The organism is Bacillus sp. FSL K6-2861 (assembly GCF_038630725.1).
In the GTDB taxonomy this organism is placed as follows: domain Bacteria; phylum Bacillota; class Bacilli; order Bacillales; family Bacillaceae; genus Bacillus; species Bacillus velezensis.
In genome coordinates this window covers 3208128-3229672 of sequence record NZ_CP152037.1, presented here as the reverse complement: position 1 = coordinate 3229672, position 21545 = coordinate 3208128, and the positions used below count along the sequence as shown (strand labels likewise).

At 47.3% G+C, this 21545-nt stretch carries 20 protein-coding genes; 17 read left to right on the top strand and 3 right to left on the bottom strand.

The features are described 5' to 3' along the window. Nucleotides 1-12: 12 nt before the first annotated feature. Nucleotides 13-228, top strand: coding sequence for an MbtH family protein (locus tag NYE62_RS16025; RefSeq protein ID WP_007408694.1), 216 nt, complete (start codon nt 13-15; stop codon nt 226-228). Nucleotides 229-272: 44 nt separating this feature from the next. On the opposite strand, the gene NYE62_RS16020 is transcribed toward NYE62_RS16025, so the two are convergent. From NYE62_RS16020 to NYE62_RS16010, 3 genes are all read right to left on the bottom strand, one after another. After that, entirely contained in the window at nt 273-950 is a 678-nt protein-coding gene (locus NYE62_RS16020; RefSeq protein WP_342497055.1) for a YukJ family protein, read from the bottom strand. A 117-nt stretch (nt 951-1067) separates the two neighbouring features. After that, the gene (ald, locus tag NYE62_RS16015) at nt 1068-2198 is read right to left on the bottom strand and encodes an alanine dehydrogenase (RefSeq protein WP_003152011.1); all 1131 of its coding nucleotides are present in this window, start codon (nt 2196-2198) and stop codon (nt 1068-1070) included. Nucleotides 2199-2301: 103 nt separating this feature from the next. Further along, nucleotides 2302-3531: a PucR family transcriptional regulator gene (locus tag NYE62_RS16010; RefSeq protein WP_007408691.1), complete on the bottom strand. Its 1230-nt coding sequence runs from the start codon at nt 3529-3531 to the stop codon at nt 2302-2304. Between the two features lie 315 nt (nt 3532-3846). Here NYE62_RS16010 and NYE62_RS16005 point away from each other — a divergent pair, with 315 nt between their 5' ends. The 16 genes from NYE62_RS16005 (at nt 3847) to NYE62_RS15930 (ending at nt 21545) form a co-directional block, all read left to right on the top strand. Continuing rightward, nucleotides 3847-4140, top strand: coding sequence for a WXG100 family type VII secretion target (locus NYE62_RS16005; protein ID WP_003152013.1), 294 nt, complete (start codon nt 3847-3849; stop codon nt 4138-4140). 75 nt (nt 4141-4215) lie between these two features. Next, complete coding sequence (locus NYE62_RS16000; RefSeq protein ID WP_007408690.1) at nt 4216-4455, top strand: EsaB/YukD family protein; 240 nt, start codon at nt 4216-4218, stop codon at nt 4453-4455. A 14-nt stretch (nt 4456-4469) separates the two neighbouring features. Continuing rightward, nucleotides 4470-5756, top strand: a complete 1287-nt coding sequence (essB, locus tag NYE62_RS15995) for a type VII secretion protein EssB (protein WP_039063744.1) — start codon at nt 4470-4472, stop codon at nt 5754-5756. Between the two features lie 54 nt (nt 5757-5810). Beyond that, on the top strand, nt 5811-10286 hold the full coding sequence (gene essC / locus NYE62_RS15990) for a type VII secretion protein EssC (protein ID WP_342497054.1): 4476 nt from the start codon (nt 5811-5813) through the stop codon (nt 10284-10286). Beyond that, complete coding sequence (esaA, locus tag NYE62_RS15985; RefSeq protein ID WP_342497053.1) at nt 10283-13408, top strand: type VII secretion protein EsaA; 3126 nt, start codon at nt 10283-10285, stop codon at nt 13406-13408. Before essC ends, esaA begins: the two co-directional genes overlap by 4 nt. 7 nt (nt 13409-13415) lie before the next feature. Further along, nucleotides 13416-13889 (top strand): type VII secretion protein EssA, encoded by a 474-nt coding sequence (essA, locus tag NYE62_RS15980; RefSeq protein WP_007408686.1) that lies wholly within the window; start codon nt 13416-13418, stop codon nt 13887-13889. A 60-nt stretch (nt 13890-13949) separates the two neighbouring features. Next, a complete protein-coding gene (locus tag NYE62_RS15975) occupies nt 13950-14681 on the top strand; it encodes a (S)-benzoin forming benzil reductase (RefSeq protein ID WP_015418111.1) in 732 nt (243 codons plus the stop codon). Between the two features lie 163 nt (nt 14682-14844). After that, on the top strand, nt 14845-15375 hold the full coding sequence (locus NYE62_RS15970) for an HD domain-containing protein (RefSeq protein WP_007613450.1): 531 nt from the start codon (nt 14845-14847) through the stop codon (nt 15373-15375). 137 nt (nt 15376-15512) lie between these two features. Next, a complete protein-coding gene (locus NYE62_RS15965; RefSeq protein WP_003152023.1) occupies nt 15513-15749 on the top strand; it encodes a DUF2642 domain-containing protein in 237 nt (78 codons plus the stop codon). Nucleotides 15750-15885: 136 nt separating this feature from the next. Continuing rightward, nucleotides 15886-16992, top strand: a complete 1107-nt coding sequence (locus NYE62_RS15960) for an AI-2E family transporter (protein ID WP_015418110.1) — start codon at nt 15886-15888, stop codon at nt 16990-16992. A 61-nt stretch (nt 16993-17053) separates the two neighbouring features. Beyond that, nucleotides 17054-17275, top strand: a complete 222-nt coding sequence (locus tag NYE62_RS15955) for a spore germination protein (RefSeq protein ID WP_007408682.1) — start codon at nt 17054-17056, stop codon at nt 17273-17275. A 72-nt stretch (nt 17276-17347) separates the two neighbouring features. Further along, on the top strand, nt 17348-17596 hold the full coding sequence (locus tag NYE62_RS15950; protein WP_003152028.1) for a YueH family protein: 249 nt from the start codon (nt 17348-17350) through the stop codon (nt 17594-17596). A gap of 65 nt (nt 17597-17661) precedes the next feature. Further along, the gene (locus tag NYE62_RS15945) at nt 17662-18060 is read left to right on the top strand and encodes a YueI family protein (protein WP_061862533.1); all 399 of its coding nucleotides are present in this window, start codon (nt 17662-17664) and stop codon (nt 18058-18060) included. Between the two features lie 96 nt (nt 18061-18156). Next, nucleotides 18157-18708 (top strand): isochorismatase family cysteine hydrolase, encoded by a 552-nt coding sequence (locus NYE62_RS15940; protein ID WP_003152033.1) that lies wholly within the window; start codon nt 18157-18159, stop codon nt 18706-18708. A 17-nt stretch (nt 18709-18725) separates the two neighbouring features. Continuing rightward, nucleotides 18726-20192: a nicotinate phosphoribosyltransferase gene (locus tag NYE62_RS15935; RefSeq protein ID WP_015418109.1), complete on the top strand. Its 1467-nt coding sequence runs from the start codon at nt 18726-18728 to the stop codon at nt 20190-20192. 129 nt (nt 20193-20321) lie between these two features. Beyond that, nucleotides 20322-21545, top strand: coding sequence for an EAL and HDOD domain-containing protein (locus NYE62_RS15930; protein ID WP_007408678.1), 1224 nt, complete (start codon nt 20322-20324; stop codon nt 21543-21545).

Here is a 21545-nt window from a genome sequence, read left to right as displayed (position 1 = left end):
GAAAGAGATGATATGACAAATCCATTTGAACGGGAAGACGGCTCATACCATGTGCTCGTCAATGCTGAAGGCCAGTACTCACTGTGGCCGGCCTATCTGGATGTGCCGGACGGCTGGGAAACCCGCCTCACGAATGAAACCCGCCCAGTTTGTCTCGAATATATTGAAACAAACTGGCGTGATATGAGGCCGGAAAGCCTGAAACAGGCCGAAGCCGCTAAAATGTAATAAGAAAAGCCTGCCGTTATTTCGGCAGGCTTTTTATGCGGACATCAGCCGTTAAGCTGTGTATGATCACAAAATGTATAAGGGTGGCCTTCTTCATCCGTGCACCATGACTGAGACAGAAAAGCCAAAAAGACCGCGGCCCACTGGTCTGCAAACTGGATTAAAATACCGCCGTCGTGCCACGTTCCGTTATCCTTCTTCCAGCGTGTATCAATTGGGTTTCCCTGATTCATATGAATATTATGCATGCCGTTTGTCGGCTTGAACCCGAAAATCTTATCAGCGCCCGGCTCCGGCCCGAATTTAGAGCCGTAAATATAGACGGTGGCTTTTTCTGATTTCGCTTTTTGCATGTACGTCTCAATAAAGTCATTTAAGTCATTATCCGGACCGGTGACTTCATGCGGGAGGGGCACCATGTTCCGGGGATCAAACAATCCGCCGCGGACATAATCCAGCGCCAGCTCACGGCTGGTTTCATCAATTGGGGTATATCCATACGGAATGTTGGGCAGCAGGGTGATCGCGCTTGCGTCAAAATGATCGCGTGCCGCATACAGAACCTCTGATTCTTTTGAACTTGACATGACATTGATCGCACAGCGATAGCGCGTATAAGGCTCGCCTAGCACCTCGACTTGAAAATGCGGAGAATCATCATCTGTTTCCCTTTTCATATCTGACACAGTGCCTTTTAATACACCATAGTGCTGAACAGCCATATGAATCCTCCTTTTTCTTCCGGGATATGAATTGATATTCGAGACAGGGGGCCGTTTTTCCTTTTATGAGAAAGAAAAAAGGACAGCCCGCTGATCAGGCTGTCCTCTTCATATCTATTAAGCTTTTGCAGCCGAACCTTGCATTGCTTTTTCAGCAGGCACGTAGTCATAGCCTAAGTCTTTGGCTACCGCTTCATACGTGACATGTCCGTTAGCCGTATTTAAGCCCGCTTTAAGCGCAGGGCTGTCTGCAATGGCTTGTGCCGCGCCTTTATTGGCGATTTGAAGCGCGTAAGGAACGGTTACATTCGTTAATGCGAGCGTAGACGTACGCGGTACGGCGCCCGGCATATTGGCGACAGCGTAGTGAACGACGCCGTGTTTTTCGTAAGTCGGATTATCGTGGGTTGTAATATGATCAACGGTTTCCACAATGCCGCCCTGATCGATGGCAACATCAACAATGACGGAACCCGGTTTCATTTGTTTAACCATTTCTTCCGTAACGAGAGTCGGCGCTTTGGCTCCCGGGATGAGCACGGCGCAGATCAGAAGGTCCGCTTCCGCGACGGAATCTGCAATATTTACAGGGTTTGACATCAATGTTTTAATCTGATGCCCGAAAATATCATCAAGCTGACGCAGGCGGTCTGCGTTCAAATCGATCATTGTCACATCGGCACCGAGTCCGACAGCCATTTTCGCGGCATTTGTTCCGACGCCGCCCCCTCCGATGATCGTGACTTTTCCGCGGGATACACCCGGTACGCCGGCTAATAAAATTCCTTTTCCGCCCTTTGGTTTTTCAAGAAACTGAGCCCCGATCTGCGCGGCCATTCTGCCGGCCACTTCGGACATCGGCGTAAGCAGCGGAAGGGAACGTCCGTCCGTTACCGTTTCGTACGCGATAGCTGTCACGCCTTTTTCTGTAAGCGCTTTAGCTAATTCCGGCTCTGCAGCTAAATGAAGGTAAGTGAATAAGACCAGACCTTGACGGAAATACGCATACTCTTCAGCCAGCGGTTCTTTTACCTTCATGACCATTTCCGCATCCCATACTTGCTTTCTGTCCTCCAGAATTTCCGCCCCTGCTGATACATAATCTTCATTTGTAAAGCCGCTTCCGAGTCCCGCTCCGGATTCCACAAGAACCCGATGGCCGTTTCCGATAAGCTGTGAAACGCCTCCAGGTGTTAAAGCCACTCGATTTTCATTGTTTTTGATTTCCTTTGGAACCCCGATAATCATGTCTGTTTCCCCCAATGTTTGTGTGATGTTTCAAGTGTAGCGCGATTTTTGCGAAAATTCTTTGTTTGAAACAGAAAATAAAAAAACACGGATTTGTGAAATTTCACGAACCCATGCTGCGAAGTTTGATATCAAGGTAAATCGTAAACTTTTCATTCACATTTTTTAAGTCGATTTCTGCGATCTGGCTGATTCTTTTCAGCCTGTAATTCAATGTATTGACATGGATGTTAAGCGCTTTAGCGGCGGTGTTGACGTTGCTGTCGGCATCAATAAAATGTTCGAGCGTTTTTACCATATCGGCTTGGTGCTCCCTGTCATACTGCTCAAGCTTTGAGAGGGAATAGTTCATATAGCCGCTGTGCTTGCGTTTTTCATCCAACACATCCAGGTACTGATAAATGCCGAGTTCCGAAAAGCTGAAAAGGTGTTTGGTTTCTCTCACAAACCGCTCTTTCGCTTTTAATACGGAAAGCGCTTCCTGATAGGAGCGGTAAACATAAGAAATCGATTCGTAAATACCGCCGACCGCAATCGACGCATCCTCAATTTTATATCGTTCCTTCAGCTGTTTTTGAATATGAAGGGCGAAGTGCTTTACATCTTTAAAAGGCTGATCGGTTTTCGGCGCGGCTAATAAGATTAATTCATTTGAATCAACAGTCGCCAGCATGACATGAATCTGCTGTGTCGTTTCCTGCAAATATTGCAGCTGCTGTTCCGTCTTTTCAGTCAGCTCATCATGTAAACGGATGATCATGACGCTGAACACGGACGGCAGCGCCATCCCGAGCTTATGAAACCCTTCGGCCATTTCGGCTTCCTGATAAATATGGCCGGTCAGCATTTTCCAAAAAAACTCCTGGCCCCGCTCTTCGATTTTCGTTTTGCGGATCTGCAGGTGCAAAAGCTTGTTCCGCACCGCTTTGGCTGCCAGCTGAAGTGTCTTCAGATCTTCGTCATTGAGCTTTTTTTTGATCTCAAGCGCCCAAATAAATCCGAGAACCTGACTGTTTTTCCAGATGGAAATCGCCACGCGGTTGCTCAGGCCCACCTCGTCGATTTCTTTCACTTTGATCGGCTGGTCCGTTTTTAAAAGGGCCGGAATGGTTCCGTCTTTCCAGAGTTTGTTGATGACTTTTTCCGGCACCCTCCGCCCGATAATCGTCGACGTCCGGGCCGGATCTGTACAATCGCTGTGCGTGCTGTATGCAAGCAGTTTATGATTAACGTCTTCTATTGTAATGGGGCATTGAAGAACTTCACTGATATGGTCGGCAACATCTTCAAGCCTGTCGAAACTGTACTTAAATGGATCCTTTGGATTGGTCATCTGTATCCCTACTTTTTCATAGCTTCATATCTTGATCTTACCATCTTGCTTTTCAGACTGAAAGGCATCTTTGCAGGGAAATAGACTAGGACAATAAGATCATTCGATGAAAACGAAAATAATAAGAAAATCATACTACTATATTTACAAAATGTGTAAATGTGACGAAAAATCCAATATATCATAAGACTCATTTTGTAAAATTAAAACAGATTTGTTTGACTGTGCCGAATGGTTGTTTTTATAATAATGACGTTCAAAAAATAAGTGAATTAGCCCATATTTAGGCTGATGACACAGGAGGGTATAAGGAATATGTCTGGATTAATTCGTGTCACACCCGAAGAGCTAAGAGCGATGGCTAAGCAATATGGCGTTGAAAGTCAGGAAGTCATGAATCAGGTTGACCGCCTGAACCGCATGATTTCTGATTTGAAAGGCATGTGGGAAGGTGCTTCAAGTGAAGCATTCGCAGATCAATATGAGCAGCTGAAACCTTCATTTATTAAAATGTCTGAATTGCTTCAAGATGTGAATCATCAGCTCGATCAAACGGCAAATACGCTTGAGTCTACTGACCAAGATATCGCTAACCAAATTCGCGGATAATAAGATGAATGAAGAAACGGAGCGCCTGATTCAATCAAGAAGACGGCGCTCTTTCTATGTAAGGGTGATATGAATATGTATATCGATATTACAATAGATTTAACACATTATAACGGCAGCGTCTTCGATCTCAGATTGTCAGATTACCATTCTGTGAAAAAAGTCATTGATATTGCCCGGCAGGCTCAGCATGTATCCGTTCCGCCGCGTGAAGGCTATTGGATCAGAGTGGTCAATAAAGAAGCGGTTTTTTCCGGAGAACAAAAGCTATCTGACTGCGGCATTACGAACGGAGACCGCCTTGAAATTTTATGAAAGGACATGGTGGAATGACAGGTCATAACAGATCTTATTTAGAAACAGAATTAGACGCCGTCCGGGAAGAAACCGAATCAGGCTTCACGTTCACCTTCCAGCGGGAAAAAATCAAGCTTCTTGACGGGCTGGAAGCAAACGTGATTAAAGATGCTGATCCTTTTTTTCAAAAAGAGGTCTCAGTTTCAGAAGACGAAGTAACCATCACAATCAAACCTCCTTCTTCTTATCAGGCTTTCCGCTATATAAAAGGAAAAGATAAAAAAAGCAGGTGGCAATTTGCCTACCGTCTCGTCCAAGCCGTGAAACAGCATAAGCTGAAACGTCTCAATCTGATTGCCGCCCCTGAAAATATCGTGTTTGATAAAGCGCTGACGCCTTACTTTCTTCATTACGGCGTAAAGGAAAGCCTTCCGCCTTATGAGGAAGATAGAGAAAGGGTGTTAAAAGAGCTCAAAGCCTGTGCGGCGCTTGCAGCTGACGGGGCGTACACCTTCGATGAATATTTGAAGTACAAGGAGACGCTTCACTTCTCTCCTGAGGTGAAAAGCGTGCTAGAGGCGGAGACGATTGAAGAACTGGAAGAAACCATTCAAACCGCAATTGATTCCCTCGAAGAAAGGGACAAGACATACATAAAACTGCCGAAAAAGAAATGGAAAATCCAAAGATACGCCGGTCTGGCGCTTGCCGTCCTCCTTGTGCCGACACTTCTTTACTCCTTATACGTTCTGTTTTTCGCCCAGCCAAAGCAAGAGGCAATTACGGAAAGCAACCGCTATTTTTTAAATCAGCAGTACAGCAAAGTCATTGACACACTCGCCAAATACGATGCGGAAAGCCTCCCGGAATCTGTCCAGTACGAGCTTGCTTCCTCTTATGTGGCAGTTGAAAATCTGAGGGAAGAGCAGCGGAAAAACATCGGGAATCTGGTCACGCTGCAATCAGACCCGAAGCATTTCCTTTATTGGATTGATATCGGCAGAGGGGAAAATGAAGAAGCCATCAAAATCGGCCGCAATCTTGAGTACAACCCGTACATCTGGCTCGGACTTACAAAATATAAACAGCAATTATTAGCGGATGACAGTATGAAAGACGACGAAAAGCAGAAAGAACTGGACGCCGTGGAAAGCGAGCTTGCGAAGGCGAAAAAAGAGGCGGAGGAGCAGCATAAAGAAGCGGAGGAAAACGGTGACACCGCCGAAGCTTCCGCCGGACAGGATGAAAGCAAACAAGACAAAGCGAAAGATAACAAAGAGAACGACAAGAAAGATGAGAAAAAAGATGAAAAAAAATAACAGCACACATCAAATGGCCGCAGGTAACGATCAGGCTGTCAGGAGGTTCGCCATATGAGTCTGTTATGGGTCTTTTACCGAGAACACGTACAAAAGATTCAGCTGTCTGAACTCCCGCCGTCTCAGCCGATTACGGTCGGTCCGGATATGAAAGATACAATCACGGTCGGCACACTTTCGTTACGGCAAAACGCCGCAACCCTTTATCGAAAAGAAACAGATCGTTATGATGTTTTCCTGGGAAATAACTGTGCCGGCGAATTGACAATAGGAAATGAAATGCCCTGCCGGATTGAAGAAGAGACGATGCGGCTTCTGCTCACCCCTGACAAAGAAGAATACTCCGTTTATTTTATCGGCGGGAAGGATGAGATCGTTTTCTCATCAGAAACAGAGGAAGCGGATATATACAAAGAGCCGTCCTCCGCTCAAACAGGGGCTTTTTATCTGCGAAAGTCGGGAGGATGCTGGTCTGTCGTCCCTGATGGCCAGGACGTTTATGTGAACGGAAAACTTGCAGAAGCTCCCGAAAGGCTCCGGACGGGAGATGAGCTGCTGTGGAATTTTCTGCGTGTGAGGCTGACGGAGGACGACCTTTTAGAAATCGTTCATCACGAAAAGCTTCAAACCGGTTTAACCAAAACGGTAAAACCAAGCACCGAAATGAAAAAGAAATACCCGCAATATCGAAGAACGCCGCGTATGGTCTACGATCTTCCAGAAGACCGCGTTTCATTCAGCTTTCCCTCGCAGGAAAGCGAACAGAATAACCGGGGGCTGTGGCTCGTCATTCTGCCTCCTTTGGTCATGCTGATTGTAATGGGGGTTGTCGCCATTATACAGCCGAGGGGCATATTCATCCTTGTCTCTTTGGCGATGTTTATGATGACTCTCATTACGTCCACCGTGCAGTATTTCCGTGAAAAAAACCAGCGGAAAAAACGGGAGGAAAAACGGGAGCGTGTGTACAAGCAGTATTTAGAAAGCAAGCGGAAAGAGCTTCAGACGCTGTCGGAAAAACAGCTGCAAGTGCTGACGCATCATTTTCCCCCGTTTGAAAAAATGAAATATTTAACTTCTGAAATCAGCGGCCGCATTTGGGAGAAATCGCTGGAAAGCAGGGATTTTCTGATGCTTCGGCTCGGAACGGGCACGGTCCCGGCAAGCTACGAGATTTCAATGAGCGGCGGAGACCTGGCGAACCGTGATGTGGATGACTTGATGGAGCAGTCGCAGCACATGCAGCGTGTGTATAAAGATATCCGCCATGCGCCCGTGACCGTTGATTTACAAGAAGGGCCGATGGGGCTTGTCGGGAAACCCCAGATCGTCAAAAATGAAATTCATCAGCTGATCGGCCAGCTCGCGTTCTTCAACAGCTACCATGACCTGCGATTTGTCTTTATCTTTCATGAGGACGAATATAAGGAATGGGAATGGATGAAGTGGCTGCCGCAATTTCAGCTGCCTCATATGTACGCGAAAGGATTTATTTACAATGAACAGACCCGCGATCAATTGTTATCGTCCATTTACGAGCTGCTGCGGGAGCGGGATTTGGAAGAAGATAAAGAAAAGAAGATCTTCCAGCCGCATTTTGTCTTTGTCATCACAAATCAGCAGCTGATCGCAGAGCACGTCATTTTAGAATACATCGAAGGCCGGCATGAGCATCTCGGCATCTCGGCAATCATTGCCGCGGAAACGAAGGAAAGCCTGGCAGAAAACATTCACACCCTCGTCCGCTACATTAATGAAGATGAGGGAGACATTCTCATTCAGCAGAAAAAAGCGGTGCAGATCCCGTTTAAGCTGGACAGGCATGAACGGACAAACAACGAGCGGTTTTCCCGGACGCTTCGGACATTGCACCATCAGGTCGGAATGACGAATTCCATTCCTGAAACGGTCTCATTTCTGGAGCTGTTTCATGCGAAGGAAGTAAAAGAAATCGGCATCAGACAGAAGTGGGAGACAAGTGAGTCTGCAAAATCGCTGGCTGTTCCGATCGGCTATAAAGGAAAAGACGACATCGTCTATTTAAACCTGCATGAAAAAGCGCACGGGCCGCACGGATTGCTGGCGGGAACGACCGGCTCCGGGAAAAGTGAATTTCTGCAAACGTACATCCTGTCATTGGCCGTTCATTTCCACCCGCATGAAGCGGCGTTTTTGCTGATTGACTATAAGGGCGGAGGAATGGCCCAGCCGTTCCGCAAGATGCCGCACCTTCTCGGGACCATCACGAATATTGAAGGAAGCAGAAACTTCAGTATCAGGGCGCTTGCATCCATTAAGAGCGAGCTGAAAAAACGGCAGCGGCTGTTTGATCAATATCGCGTCAATCACATCAATGACTATACAAAGCTGTATAAACAGGGAGAAACGGATATTCCGATGCCGCACCTGTTTTTGATTTCAGATGAATTCGCCGAGCTGAAAAGCGAAGAGCCTGACTTTATCAGGGAGCTTGTCAGCGCGGCCCGCATCGGACGGAGCCTTGGTGTGCATTTAATTCTCGCCACGCAAAAGCCGGGCGGCATCATTGACGACCAAATATGGAGCAACTCACGCTTTAAGGTCGCGCTGAAAGTGCAGGATGCAAGTGACAGTAAAGAAATCCTGAAAAACAGTGATGCGGCGAATATTACGGTCACCGGACGCGGCTACTTGCAAGTCGGAAATAACGAAGTGTATGAGCAGTTCCAGTCTGCCTGGAGCGGCGCCCCTTACATGGAAGATGTATACGGCACCGAGGATGACATTGCCATCGTTACCGACACCGGCTTAATTCCGCTGTCTGAGGTGGACGCGGATGATGCGGCGAAAAAAGACGCCCCGGCAGAAATAGAAGCCGTAGTCGAAGAAATCGAGCGGATTCAAAATGAAATGGGCATTGAAAAGCTGCCAAGCCCGTGGCTTCCGCCGCTTGCCGAACGTATCCCGCGCACGCTTTACCCCGCGCAGGAAAAAGACCGCTTCTTCATCGCCTGCGTTGATGAGCCTGATCAGCAAAGACAGGCGCCTCTCGCTTATACGATGATGGATGACGGCAACATCGGCATTTTCGGCTCATCCGGCTACGGCAAGTCAGTGGCTGCCATCACCTTCCTGATGAACTTCGCGGAAGGATACACGCCGGAAGAGCTTCATATGTACATCTTTGACTTCGGAAACGGCACACTTCTGCCATTGGCAAAGCTTCCGCACACCGCAGACTATTTCTTAATGGATCAAATGAGAAAGATCGAAAAATTCATGATCCGCATCAAGGAAGAAATCGAGCGGCGGAAACGGCTGTTCAGAGAAAAAGAAGTCAGCCATATCAAAATGTACAATTCGCTCAGTGAAGAAGAGCTGCCGTTTATATTTATCACAATTGACAATTTCGACATCGTAAAAGATGAAATGCATGAATTAGAAACGGAATTTATCCAGATTTCACGCGACGGGCAAAGCTTAGGCATTTACTTCCTGCTGACCGCAACGAGGGTAAACGCCGTCCGCCAGTCGCTGTTAAACAACATAAAAACGAAAGTCGTCCATTATTTAATGGATCAGTCAGAAGGATACTCCATTTACGGGCGTCCGCCGTTCAGTCTCGAACCGATCCCGGGCCGCGTGATGATCCAAAAAGAAGAACTGTATTTCGCGCAAATGTTTCTTCCGGCTGAAGCGGAAAATGACCTCGAGATGTTCCAGGCGCTGAAAGCCGATGTCAAAGCATTAGCTGAGCGCCACGCCGGAACAGCCGGCCCAGACCCGATTCCGATGCTTCCGGATAGGCTGACGGCCGGCGAATTTTCACTCCGTCTCGGCCCGGATCAAGAGCCGTTCCGCATTCCTGTCGGGCTTCATGAGGAAAAGGTCAGCCCTGTGTACTTTGATCTGGGCAAAAATAAGCATTGCCTTATCTTAGGCCAGACACAGCGTGGAAAAACAAACATCCTGAAAGTGATGCTGAATCACCTGCTGCGTGAAGGTACGGAACGGGTCGGGCTGTTTGACTCGATTGACCGCGGACTGTCGCAGTATGCGCAGGAAACAAAGGTCAGCTATCTGGACACAAAAGAAGACGTCCGGCAGTGGATCGAAACGGCAGAAGCCATTTTCACGGAGCGCGAAGCTCAGTATGCGCAGGCCGTCAAAAATGGCGATGTGTACAAACTCAGTTTCTCTCCGGTCGTGTTAATGGCCGACGGCATTACAAGATTCCAGCAGACGATCGACACCGCCATTCAGGACAAGCTGGCGATGTTTATGAAATCTTACGCGCATGTGGGCTTCAGTTTTATCCCAGCGGGCAATCACAGCGAATTCTCAAAAGGTTATGATTCCTTAACGACGGAAATGAAACAGATCCGCCACGCGATGCTGCTTGTGAAAAAATCCGAACAAAATGTCATTCCGCTGCCTTACCAAAGGCAGGAACCGGACATTCAGCCGGGCTTCGGCTATTTGGTTGAAAACGGGAAAGAGCAAAAAATCCAAATACCTTTATGTTCAGCGGAAAGGGAGGCCGTCAGATGACTGAACAACGAAAAAGCCTGATCAAATTAATAGCCGCGGTCGTCATCATTCTGCTGCTGCCGGTGCTGTTTTTCCGGTTTATCGGCGATGACCCGGGAAAACAAAAAATCAACGCCACCCGCCAAATCGCAGTCGTGAACGAAGACATGGGCTTACAAACAGATGAAAATGAGGAAGAGGAATCCGTCCATTTCGGTAAAGAAGTAGCGGCCGCTCTCGGCGGCCGTCCGGATTATTCATGGACGGTTGTCAATAGGAGCGCGGCTGAAAACGGTCTGGCGGCTAAGAAGTATGACGCCGTCGTTTACATTCCATCCGATTTTTCAAAAGACATCTTAAGCTATGACAAGGAGCGTCCGCAAAAAGCCACGCTGACATTCAATATTCAAAGCAACCTGAACGCCGTCAACAAAGAAAAGGTGCAGCGTGAGCTAGAAGACGCCCAAAAATCAATGAATAAAAAAATGTCGGCATTATATTGGAATTTCGTCTCACAAAAAGTGAACAATGTCCGAGGCGATTTTGACAAGATCGTCAATAAAGAATCAGAGTTTCAAAACGTCATGTACAACTTTTACAAGCCGAGCTCCAATGACTTGGCAGGTGAAATCAAACGGCAAAAAGACCTGATTGACGAACTGAAAAAATCAATGAATGAAGCGCAGGGCGCGGCAAAAGAAAAATTGACTTCGGCAGATGAAGCCAAAACCACGCTTAAAGACTTTGCCGACACGGTCGAGCGCTATAAACAATATCAAGAAAATCAGAAAAAACTGCTGATGGCCGCGCAGGAACAAAATCAAAAGCAAATCACAGCCGGACTGAACGCCATTAAAGCACAGCAGGCCGCCAACCAGTTCAGCACGATGATGAGCGGGCTGTCTTCAGGCATAAACCGGGCGCAGACACAGCTTGACCAGACGGGATCGGCTCTTTTTGCCGCCCAACAGGTGAGAGAAGCGCAGGTTCCTGATCAGGAACACGGGATGGCGAATATTCAATCCAATTTACTGGACAATTATTTGACTCAATATAAAGCTCAAGCAAGATTTGAAACACTGAACAGTATCCAAACCCTTATGAAAAGGGATCGGCCGGCATTAACCGTTCCGGAAAAGGACCCGGGTGATGACGGCTCGGATGAACCGAAAGAAGAAGAAAAACCGGAAGAAGAAAAACCCGGTGATCTGAAAATTGACCTTGATGATCAGCGTGACGAATTAAAGCGCATCTCCGCTGAAATCAATCACATTTCTGACGGATTAAAAGAACCGGAAGAAGAAAATCCGGCCCCTGAAAAACCGGGCCAAGGCGATGACGGTGAAAACTCCGGCGATACCGATCCGGATAACGGAACGAATCCCGGAGAAGACGGAAAAACGGAAGACGGCACAAAAGAAGAGCAGCCTGCTTCCGATAACACAGGCGATCAGGAGCCAAAAACCGTCCAGACCGCCACTGCCGCTAAAAACGTCACTCCGCCTGCTGATGAGCCGGCGGACGATCCGAACGATTCTGAAGGGGACGGCGGCACGGACATATCTGAGGCGAAAGAAAGGCTGAACCAAGCCGCAGAGCGCATTCAGCAAATTGAAAAAGAGCTGGAAGAGAAACAGCAGACTCATAATGAAGAACTGAAAAAACGTCTCGATGCTCTTGATGAAGAAATCCAAGGCCTTAAAGACCAGATTGCCAAAGTTGAAAAACGTGCAGAAAAATTAAAGAGAAAGCTGGAAGAATCAGAAGAAACGAGAAAACAAGACTTCAATACCATTTACAGAATGATTGTAAGAACGGAACAGAACATTCTGAACTACCCGTCATTGGATAGCGGCCGCAAATCTGCTCTTGAACAGATATTTGCCGCTGACATTAATACAAAAAAGATATCCGATTTAATGAGTTACTATAATGATTTATCCCTGTATGAGGCGACACTCTATCACTCTCTTGACGCGGGCTCGCTGCCTGATGTGAAAAACAGGGTGCTGAAAGCTCAGCAAGGCGAAGTCCAAACCGTTCTCGCGATCAAACCGGAAGAAACGGCAAGCTGGGAAAACCTGAAAAACAACAAGATGCAGACAGATGAAGACATCAGCAATTTCATTAAAGGCATGACCGAATTCTCGGATAACTACAGTACCTATATCAGAGATGAACAAGCCGGAGTGCTCGATGAGCTCGCCAGCATTTCAGACAGCGCGGCGAAAGCATCCGATCAGCTGGCTGAAGGCGCCGTGCAGGAAGCGGCCGCGTTCAGCGGAGACGGATTAACCGGAACGGTGGCGCTCGGCGCTCAGGATACAGTCGGCCGCGAAGTCCTGCAAATGTCTGACACGATGGGCCATCTGTCAGAACGCCAGTCCGGCATCATCAGCTATACCGACAATATGCAGCAAAGCGTAAATGACGTCCAGCATAAAGCGGACACCCTGAACAGCAACTGGGGCAAAAACGTCAATTCCACGAAATTGATCAGAAATGACGTGTACGGCATTTTAGGGAACGCGCTCGTTGACGGACAGGAAAACGGCTACGTTTACGATTATCTCGCCAACCCGCTTAAAATCAGCGGAGAGGTGCCGGAAGACCGGGTTCAGAATGTTCCGCCGGTCGTCATTTTGGTGATCGTCCTGATCAGCAGTCTTCTGATCGGCTATTTCAGCTCGTATTATCAGCAGGCGCCGCTTCTTGTCAAAGGCGCGCTCTTTGGGATTTTAAACATTATGGTCGGATTGATGATCAGTCTGTTCGGTCTGAATATCTACTCGCTTCCGGACGATCAGACCATTAAATGGTCAGTCTTTACGATTCTCTTGCTTGCGGCGAGTTCAGCTTTTATCCGGGCAGCCTTTGTCTTCAGCTCAATCACCGGATGGATTGCATCATCTGCGCTCATTCTCTTTTATGTGGCGCCTTTGATCGACCTGATTATGCCGAACTTCACCTTTGACAGTCCGGTTTCGAAAGTCTATATCGATATTCAATACGGAACGGGCCATCTGTTTGCGATGGGGGTAACGGTTCTTGCGATCATTACGCTGATTGCGGCGGCGCTTCCGCTCGTCATTCGGCTGTTTGCGGAAAAAACGGAGGAAAGTGATCAGTCTTATGAGGCGTAACACGTTCATGGAAAAAGGATTGCTGCTGTTTGCTCTCTCCTTTTTCCTTTTCCTTCCCCAAGCCGCAGCCGCGAATGAGGAAAATACTGATGTCAAGCCGAATGAATATGAAAAGAAAGACATTGAAATTCGTACGGATTACCTGCACGACGATGCCTACTCCGAGGAAAAAACGGCGCTTCCGAAAGAACAGAAGGATATTACCTTTGATCAGCCGGCCGAAAACCCGGATGACAAACTGATATCAAAGTTGTTTACATCGTCAGACACGGAGCCGAATACGATCAAAGCGCAATCGAAAAAACTGGGTATCACATTTGCCGAGCCTGCGGTGCGGCGTACCTCGGCAGATATGGAAACGGAAGAGAAAAAGACTTCTTATCTGCTTCCTGTCATTTATGCCGTCTTGATCCTCCTCGGGATTGCGGCGATGATCTATCTGATCCCGAAAGTCACGGCGCAGGAAAAGGCAAAACGGTAAACGGATCGCTTGTGTTTGCGGGAAGACAGCCCGTAAAATAAGAAAAAAAGGAGGAGTTTCATGCAGTTTTTTCTTATAACAGGCGCGTCAAAAGGCTTGGGCCGGGCGCTGACGGAACAGGCGCTGCAAGAAGGAGCCGAAGTCGCCGCGCTTTCAAGAACGATAAGCGGGGAAAAGCGTGAGGGGCTGACAGAATACAGTGTTGATTTAACCGATTTGGCAGATACAGAGCGGCAGATGAAGGCGATTCTTGATCAAGCTGAGAAGAAGCGGTACTCCGCCGTCACACTGATCAATAATGCCGGCATGGTGGAACCGATCAAGCGGGCGAAAGAGGCTTCCGCCGAAGAATTGAACCGCCATTACACCCTTAATCTGACGGCGCCCGTTTTGCTCAGCCAAATGTTCACAAAGCGTTTCGAAGCGTTCAGCGGCAGCAAAACAATTGTCAACATCACATCGGGCGCGGCGAAAAATCCTTATAAAGGCTGGAGCGCGTATTGCAGCTCAAAAGCGGGGCTTGATATGTTTACGAGAACATTCGGGTTTGAACAGGAAGATGAAGAGCTGCCGGTCCGCATGATCTCATTCTCGCCGGGAGTGATGGATACAGACATGCAGGCCGTCATCCGTTCTTCGTCAAAAGAAGATTTCCATGACATCGAGCGGTTCCGCAATCTGAAAGAAACGAAAAACCTCAGAAGCCCGGAATACATCGCCGGCGTCATTCACTCACTGATCGCGGGCGAGCCGGAAAACGGACGGATATACGATATTAAAGAATTTTTGTAGAGCAGCTTTTACGCTGCTCTTTTTTGTTTGTACAATCACTTCGGGGTCCGGCGGCATATGATGAATGAAACAACGTATAAGGGGTATAAGAAATATATCAGATGAATTGAGTTTCTTCTCGATTTATGTTAGGATTCTAAAAATATATTAAGGAGGGGTTTCCATGAGAAATGTAACGTTAATGGATGTCTTCACCCATCCAATCGCACAAAAGTATTTACAGCGTTCCGGTGTCGCCCATGCGATCGCCTGCGCGTTTCATGCATACCGTCTTGCCGTAAAAGCAGGTGTCAGCCCGGATCTTGCGGCGAAAGCGGCTTTACTGCATGACGTCGGCCATTATGAATGGTACACAGACGGCAAATGGGATTATGAAAAGTACAGAAGAAACGATATCCATGCCATTAAAGGCGCGGAACGGGCGCATAAGCTGCTCATCCGGCTCGGTGAAGAACCGAAAGCGGCGAAGGACATTGCGCTGGCGATTCTGCTTCACACCGATTCCTATCTGCCTGAAGGCGAACTGGACAAGAATACGCTCCAGCAAATCGTGAAACAAGCAGATGAACTCGATGAAGAACCCGGCGGGCATCACCATTACCGCCAAATGGATCACACGGCCGCGCTCAAACAAATCCAAAAGCTTGATCAGTTAATTGACCAAGCCCAATATCCCATAAGAAGCTCAGTCTAGGCCACTCATGCGGCCTTTTCCGCTTACATAACTCCGCATGCTCACTAACACCTTTTCCGCTCCGATAGACGTACTGTGTCAAAGCCTTTGTCCGCTGCATATGCTGAAGGAAAACATAGTAAAGGGGATCAGCGAAAATGGCCCATCAAGGAAGCCCGCAAATCGTCTCGTTAGTGGACCCTTACGTTTATCAGACCATCCATAAACTTATCGGCTCAAGGTTTATCATTCAAACCGTCAGACGCATTGTCAGAGGACGGCTGATTGATGCCACTCCGGATCACATCGCCATTGAAGAAACGCATGACCGTGTATTTTATATCAGAAACCGCCATGTGGTTTCCGTCATGCCTGATTATACCGAACGCGTGTAACAGCCCGAATAAGGCGCAAACCGGAGGCGGCCCTATAGAACCCCGGTGCGTCTTCTTTTTTGAGATACATAGATGCACGGCGGCTTTTTTTGGTACAATCACAGTACAAGTTCACATGACAATAGGAGGAAACCGCTTGTTGAAATCAAAGGTCCATTTTTGGACGCTGCAAATTTTGCTCGTTTTGCTCATTATTTACGTATCAACGAAAGTTTCGTTTATTTTTCAGCCGTTTTTCGGTTTTATCACCACGCTGTTTTTTCCGATTTTGATCTCGGGCATTTTGTTTTTCATTTTTAATCCGATCGTACGCCTGCTTGAGAAAAAAATCCCCCGGACATTGGCGATCCTGCTCATTTATCTCGTTTTCATCGGCCTGATTGCCTTTATGTTCACCGCCATCGGACCGATTGTGGCTTCCCAGGTCACGGGGCTGATTAACAATTTCCCTGATTACATTCATCAGATTCAAGTCTTGACGGCGCAATTATCCCATTCCAAATGGTTTACGTGGATGATGACGCAGGATTATGTGTCGATAGAAAAAATCCAGCAGTCTCTGACGGGATTTTTACAAAGCCTTCCGCAAAATATTACGGCAAGCCTGTCGGCCGTGTTCGGCGTCGTTACGAATATCACGCTTGTCGTGATCACCGTTCCGTTCATTTTGTTTTATATGCTGAAGGACGGCCGGCGGTTTCCGCTCTTGGCGGTTAAAATCCTGCCTACTTCCTACCGGGCGGAAGGTCGGAAAATATTTAATGACTTATATGTCACATTGGCCGCCTATTTCCAAGGCCAGCTGCTGATTTGTCTCTTTGTCGGAACGGCATGCTTTATCGGATATTGGATCATCGGCCTGCAGTATGCGTTAATTCTCGGGATGGTGATAGCCGTCACCAATATCATTCCGTACCTAGGGCCGTTTCTCGGGGCGGCGCCCGCAGTGATTATCGCGTTTATGGATTCGCCGGCTAAGGCGCTGTTTGCCGTTATTGTTGTCGTTGTCGTCCAGCAGCTTGACGGGAACCTGCTTTCTCCGCTTGTCATCGGGAAACGGCTCAATACCCACCCGCTCACCATTATTCTTCTGCTTATCGGAGCGGGCAGTTTCGGCGGCATTCTCGCAATGATTCTGGCCGTGCCGGTTTACGCGGTTTTAAAAGCTTTTGTCTTAAATATCGTCCGGCTTATCAAACTTCGTCAGCGGTCAAAGCTAGAAGACAGCCGCAAGCCGAAATAAAAACGGGCACAACTCCCGATGCAGCGCATAAAATGCTGTAAAGAAAAGCGGAGGTGTGGGTATGCCTGCAATTGTGGGACCGATTTATATTATGAGTTTAGCCGGAGACGCTGCGGCGAGCTTCGGTGACGTGTTTGCCATTTCTCCCAAAGCCGTTGACCACTCAGGCGCGGGGGCAGGGGCGTTTCATTCCGGAGATTTTGTCAAAGTCACTAATAAATTCAGCAAAACGCGCTTTGAAGACATCGATGTGTTTGACGAACCTGATTGGTTTAACGCGTGACAGCCTCCTTTTAGGAGGCTGTCGCTTTTTTGTAGTATAATAGAATCAGTCTTTATAAAAGGGGAATTTTTTATGAAAATCAGAAAAGCGAATATTACCGTGCAGTCCGGAATGATCGGTGATGTATATCTGCATGAAAATAAAAAAGAACAGCATACCCTTGTAGCCGTTCCGGAACTTGAGTGGAGCACGATCATTTCCTATGAAGAAGAGAAAAAGGCGCTGGCGCAGCGGCTTTTACAATCATTCAGCAAGCTGATTGAAGAAGAACCCGCCGGAGAGCTCGCCGGCAAGATCTCCCATTGGGTGGCTGAAATGTAACGAAGCGGTTTACCGCGTCCCGTCCGGGGAGATAATTGTAAAACAAGCTGAGGAGGGACAGGCCGATGAGCGAAAAAACGGTTGACCTTTATTTACAGCAGGGGATGTACGGCCCTCTGCAGACGAAACCGGATGAACGCCATTTATTTTTAGGCTCGCTGCGTGAAAGAGTCATCATTGCCCTGACGAAGGGGCAGGTGCTGCAAAAGCAGCCGTATGAAGAAGTGAAACAGGCGCTGAAAAGCCGAAAAGACGCGGTGCTCTATATAAACGGAAGGCTCCCGTATCATGCTTATTCACCATATATGAAGCTTGCCGCACTTGCCGGTGTCCGAAGCTCCGTCATATCGGATCTTCAATTCGAAACGCCGCTCGGCCTGGTTTTTGCCGCCGATTATGCCGTGAACCTTGACGGCATTTACGTACAGGATGACATTTTTCAGCGCTCACTCCTGAAATCTTAAAAGGGCAAAACACCGTTTGTCATTTTACAATGCCAATTCACTTACAAGTGGAGATAGGATATAATGGTTTTCATATGAATGGCGGGGAGGCCGGCTATGAAAAAAGCATTTATATGCATTGATTATACGAATGATTTTGCAGCAGAGAACGGGGCATTAACCTGCGGAGAACCCGCGAGACAGATTGAAGATACGATTGTCAGTTTGACGCAAGCATTTATAGAAAACGGTGATTACGTTGTCTTTGCGGTAGATTCGCATGATGCAGACGATGACTTTCATCCCGAGACACGCCTGTTTCCTCCGCATAATATCAACGGCACGGAGGGCAAAGAGCTGTACGGAAGGCTATCGCCTCTTTATGAGAAACATAAACACGCAAAAAACGTAAATTATATGGAAAAAACGAGATATTCTGCTTTTGCGGGAACGGATTTAGAGCTGAAACTGCGGGAACGGCAGATCACTGAGCTGCATCTTGCGGGCCTGTGCACGGACATCTGCGTTCTTCACACGGCGGTTGATGCCTACAACAAGGGCTTTCAGATTGTCATTCATCAAAACGCTGTGGCCAGCTTTAATCCGGAAGGGCATGAATGGGCCCTGTCCCATTTTAAGAACAGCATCGGAGCGCAAGTGGCAGAGTAAGGAAGGGGAAAACAATTTTGGTGGAGCATGGTTTTAAAGACGACAGTTTGTCTTTACATACAGATCTTTATCAAATTAATATGGCCGAAACGTACTGGAGAGACGGCATTCATGAGAAAAAAGCGATTTTTGAGCTTTTTTTCAGAAAGCTTCCCTTTGAAAACGGCTATGCGGTATTTGCGGGCTTAGAAAAAGCAATCGAATACTTGGAGAACTTCAAATTTACCGACAGCGATCTGAATTATTTAAAAACGGAATTGCACTATGCTGATGATTTCATTGAGTATTTACGGGATCTTTCTTTTACCGGATCTCTTTACAGCATGAAAGAAGGCGAGCTCGTTTTTAACAACGAACCGATTATGCGGGTCGAAGCGCCCCTGATCGAAGCCCAGCTGATTGAGACGGCTCTGCTTAACATTGTGAATTACCAAACATTAATCGCCACGAAAGCGGCCCGCATTAAAGGCGTTGTCGGTGACGAAGACGCCCTCGAATTCGGAACGCGGCGCGCCCATGAAATGGATGCGGCTATGTGGGGAGCGAGAGCGGCTCTGATCGGCGGCTTCAGCGCGACGAGTAATGTAAGAGCCGGAAAGCGTTTTAATATACCGGTATCCGGCACGCACGCTCATGCGCTCGTACAAGCGTACCGCGATGAATATACGGCATTTAAGAAATATGCGGAGACCCACAAAGACTGCGTGTTTCTCGTAGATACGTACGATACGATCCGTTCGGGCATGCCGAATGCGATTAAAGTCGCAAAGGAATTCGGCGACCGGATCAACTTCATCGGCATCCGCCTGGACAGCGGGGACTTGGCGTACCTGTCAAAAAAAGCGCGTGAAATGCTTGATGAAGCGGGTTTCACAGACGCAAAGGTCATTGCTTCAAGCGATCTTGACGAGCACACGATATTAAATCTGAAATCCCAAGGAGCGAAAATCGATACGTGGGGCATCGGCACGAAGCTGATTACCGCATACGATCAGCCGGCCCTCGGCGCGGTTTACAAGCTTGTCGCCATTGAAGAGGACGGCAAACTGACTGACACCATTAAAATTTCGTCAAACCCTGAAAAAGTGACAACGCCGGGAAGAAAGAGAGTATACCGGATTATCAACAAGCTGAATCACCACTCGGAAGGTGATTATATCGCGCTTTATGACGAGCGGGTAAATGATCAGAAACGCTTAAAAATGTTCCATCCCGTCCACACGTTCGTCAGCAAATTCGTCACTGATTTCTATGCGAAAGACTTGCATGAGCCGATTTTTGAAAACGGCGTTTTATGCTATGATAATCCCGAAATTACCGACATCCAGCAATACGTGCAGGATAACCTCAAACTTCTGTGGGAGGAATACAAACGGATCAGCAAGCCGGAAGAATATCCGGTCGATTTAAGCGAAGACTGCTGGAGCAACAAGATGCAGCGGATTCATGAAATCAAAAGCAAGCTGAAACGGGAACTTGAATAGAAGACAAAGCGGCCTTTCCTTTCTCTGGAAAGGCCTTTTTGTTGTGATAATATTTTTCACATTTAGACAAATTTCGTCAAGTTATTTGATATACTTATGTTCGAAGGCCGCATCTAAGGGGGTAAATGAATGAAGGTGTTTGTTGCGAGACAGCCTATCTTCAACAGAAACGAACAGGTTGTTGCTTATGAACTTCTTTACCGGGAGAGCGAAGAGAACCGTTATTCGGCCGCTGATGGAGATAAAGCTACGACGGATCTCATTATTAACAGCTTTATCAACATCGGAATCGAAAAGCTGACTGAGGGGAAACGCTGCTTTGTGAATTTTACAGAAAGCCTGATGTTTTCAGATCTCCCTACCTCCTTTGATCCTGACCAGCTTATTATCGAAATTCTTGAGGACATACCGATCACTCCGGCACTCATCTCAAGATGCAGACAGCTGAAGAAATTAGGATATACATTAGCACTTGATGATTTTTACGCCATCAATCCGGAAAATGAAGAGTTAGTGGAACAGCTGATGAAATATATTGATATTTTAAAAATCGACTTTTTGCAATCCTCGCGTCTGGAGCGCAAAAAAATCATTCAGACGTACAGCTGTAAAAGTCTGATTTATTTAGCGGAGAAAGTGGAGACGAGAAAAGATTATAAACAGGCGGCCATAGACGGCTTTCACCTGTTTCAAGGATATTTTTTCAGTGAACCGCGTGTCATCAGCGGAAATGATCTGACGTTTCATTTTCATTCTTACTACCAGCTTTTAAGCGAATTAAACAATGACCAGCCCAATATACAGCGCGTGACGGAATACATAGAGCGGGACGTCAGCTTATCGTATCAGATTCTGCGTTTTTTAAACGGATCGCAAACAAGGCTGAAAAAAAAGATAGACAGCATCCAGCAGGCCATCATGATGCTTGGGCTGAATGAGATTAAGCGCTTGATTTACATTCTTTCATTCAGAGATTTAACGGCGAAAAGCCACTCAAGCCAAAAAGAAATCATTAAGATTTCCTTAATCAGGGCCAAACTGTGCGAACTGCTGGCGAAAAGAACCGGAAGGCCCCAGCCCTCTTCTTACATGCTGATCGGCATGTTTTCGCTCATCGATACGCTTCTCCACAGGGAGCTGGAGGATATCATCAAAGAACTGCCTTTAATCGATGAAGTCGGACAGGCGCTGCTCGGTTATGAAAACGATTATTATAAGATGCTCGCGTTCGTCAAAGCCATTGAATGCAACAACTGGGACTGTGACGAGTGGGGAAAAGAACTGAACAAAGAAGAAGCGTATGAATGTTACTTACAGGCGATCGAATGGTGCCGGCAGCTGATCGTGGATTGA